Raw genomic sequence first — 2,147 nt, forward strand, 5'->3', positions numbered from 1 at the left:
GCGCAGTCCTCTGGATCGTCCGGGTACATCAGGATCGGCCAATCGTTCATGCATCCTCCGTTTTCTGCATAGCGGGCTGATGCGCAGCCCACGCTTCGATGAAGGCGATCAACTCGCTGCATTCGCTGTTGCTCAGGCTCGATGTCCGGCGGAAAACGATGTCAACCCCAGCGCCGTCGAGCGCCGGCAGCATCACGACCGGCTCACCTGTGGCGCGACACCATGCGGCCGTGAGCAGCCGCTTCCATGTCTCGATGTCCCAGCGGCGCCCGGCCCATTCGCAGCGGTCGGCAATCTCGTTCAGGTGGGCGTGCAAGGCCGCGTTGTGATCGCCTGAGCGCGTCGGCTCGGCCACCGTCACAAAGTAGCCGTCTGGAGACTCAGCGATGCACTTAGCAGCGCCCTTTCTGGCCTCCAGGCTGACGAGCCGGAAAAAGCGCTTTCTCATGCCGCCTCCACCTCTGCAAACAGCGGTGCGTCCGCGGCGATGCGGCGGCGGGCGATATCGATGTAGGCGGGGTCAAGTTCGATCCCGATGCCATCGAAGCCCTCAAGCTCGGCCGCTTTCATGGTGCTGCCGCTGCCCATGAAGGGGTCGAGCACGGTGCCGCCCTTCGGGGTAACGAGCCGGCACAGGTAGCGCATCAGGTCGGTGGGCTTTACTGTTGGGTGGCTGTTCCTGTCGTTGCCTGTGACCCGCTGGCCGCCGTCGTTGCGGTCGCTTCCATTCGCTTTTGCTGTGTAGAAAAATCGCGCTGCGCTGCCTGAGTCGGAGTACATCGACGAAGGCGTGCCCGCCCCACTAAAACTCGTTACCCACTGAAATGATCGGCCGCTGTCTTTGGTGTTGTCTTTGGCGTTGTAATGGCCGCTACTGCGCGCCTGCGGAAACGCCGCCAGCACTTCATCGCTGCCGTCGTGGATCAGGTTGGCGGGCCAGCGGCCGAGAACATGCGGCGGGGCGACGATGCCCCCGAGCCCGTTACCGTACTTTCGGCCTGCTTTGTTGTGGGCCTCGTGACCCGCGCCGAGTCCCGCTGATGAAGCGCTACTCGTCGTGTCACCATCAAACTCAACCCGGCACCCGTCAATGTTCAGCGCCCCCGTCCCATGCGCCAGCACGTTCGCCGCAACGGTGCCGATGAGCGGCTTTCGCGCCATGCAGATTGGCTCCCATGCCGGTTTCAATGCAGTGCCGCCCCATTCACCGTTGTGCGACTTCGGGAAGCCCGAGCCGTAGGCCCAGCCGATCTGGTCACGAATCTCAAACCCCGCATCCTCGATGGCGCAGACCATGCGGTGATAGGTGCGAGTGCCTGAGAAGGCGAGCAGATGGCCGCCGGGTTTGAGAACGCGCAGCGCCTCGCGCCATGTGTTCACGTCATTGGCAACGCCGGTCGAGTCCCACGACTTGCCCATGAAGCCGAGTTCGTAGGGCGGGTCAGTCACGATGCTGTCCACCGACGCCTCGGGCAGCGTGGACATCACCGCCCTGCAATCACCTTGGATGATGCGGATGTTCACGCGGCCTCCAGATACCGGCCCACACCCATCGTGGCGAACCCCCCGATCACCGGCCCCGTCACCGTGAAACGGTGATCCGTGCCGCTCGGGCAGATCGTCGGCTTGAGGCCCGCAGGGATCACCACGACCGCCGCCTTGATCGTCTGCGCGGAGGGCTTGGTGTTGTCTTGGCGCCAGTGGTTGACCGCCGGCTTGGGCACCTTGTTCGGCGCGCGTGCCTTCCTCGGCTTGCCCGGCTTGGCGGCGGATTTCCTGCGGTGCGCGGCCCGCCTGCGCATGAGGTCGGCATCCTTGATGGCCTGAGCGAGCACCGTCTGCTCGGCCTCGAACACCGGCGCGAATGCCGCCGCGCTCGATGCGTCCGGGAAGTAGTGCGAGTGCTTGCGTGAACCGATGCAGAAGACTTGCCCGGCCGCGCACAGTCGCTTGAGTTCGGCGCTGGTGTGGTTGAGCATGATGCCGGATGCCGCGGCGATCTCGGCCTGCCGGGCGCCGCGCGGGCCGCAGGCGGAGACGGCGGCGATGATGCGTTGTTTGACGGTCATGAGTCCTTCCTTGCGCCCATTGCACGCGGGCGGATGACGTGGAGGCTCTCGACCTTGCCGAACCGCACGAGCGTGTAA

3 protein-coding genes are annotated in these 2,147 nt (G+C 64.8%); all 3 read right to left on the reverse strand.

The features are described from left to right. Positions 1-46: 46 nt before the first annotated feature. From H0W38_RS21535 to H0W38_RS21545, 3 genes are read right to left on the reverse strand one after another with little or no spacing between them, the layout of a single operon-like run. Positions 47-448, reverse strand: coding sequence for a recombination protein NinB (locus H0W38_RS21535; RefSeq protein WP_292458057.1), 402 nt, complete (start codon positions 446-448; stop codon positions 47-49). Beyond that, positions 445-1,524 carry a site-specific DNA-methyltransferase gene (locus H0W38_RS21540; protein WP_292458059.1) on the reverse strand — a complete coding sequence of 360 codons (1,080 nt, stop codon included), beginning with the start codon at positions 1,522-1,524 and terminating at the stop codon, positions 445-447. The genes H0W38_RS21535 and H0W38_RS21540 overlap by 4 nt, the downstream gene beginning before the upstream one ends. Further along, complete coding sequence (locus H0W38_RS21545) at positions 1,521-2,069, reverse strand: hypothetical protein (RefSeq protein WP_292458061.1); 549 nt, start codon at positions 2,067-2,069, stop codon at positions 1,521-1,523. Before H0W38_RS21545 ends, H0W38_RS21540 begins: the two co-directional genes overlap by 4 nt. Between the last annotated feature and the right edge of the window lie 78 nt (positions 2,070-2,147).

This window comes from Methylibium sp., from assembly GCF_013817365.1.
Classification (GTDB): domain Bacteria; phylum Pseudomonadota; class Gammaproteobacteria; order Burkholderiales; family Burkholderiaceae_C; genus Methylibium.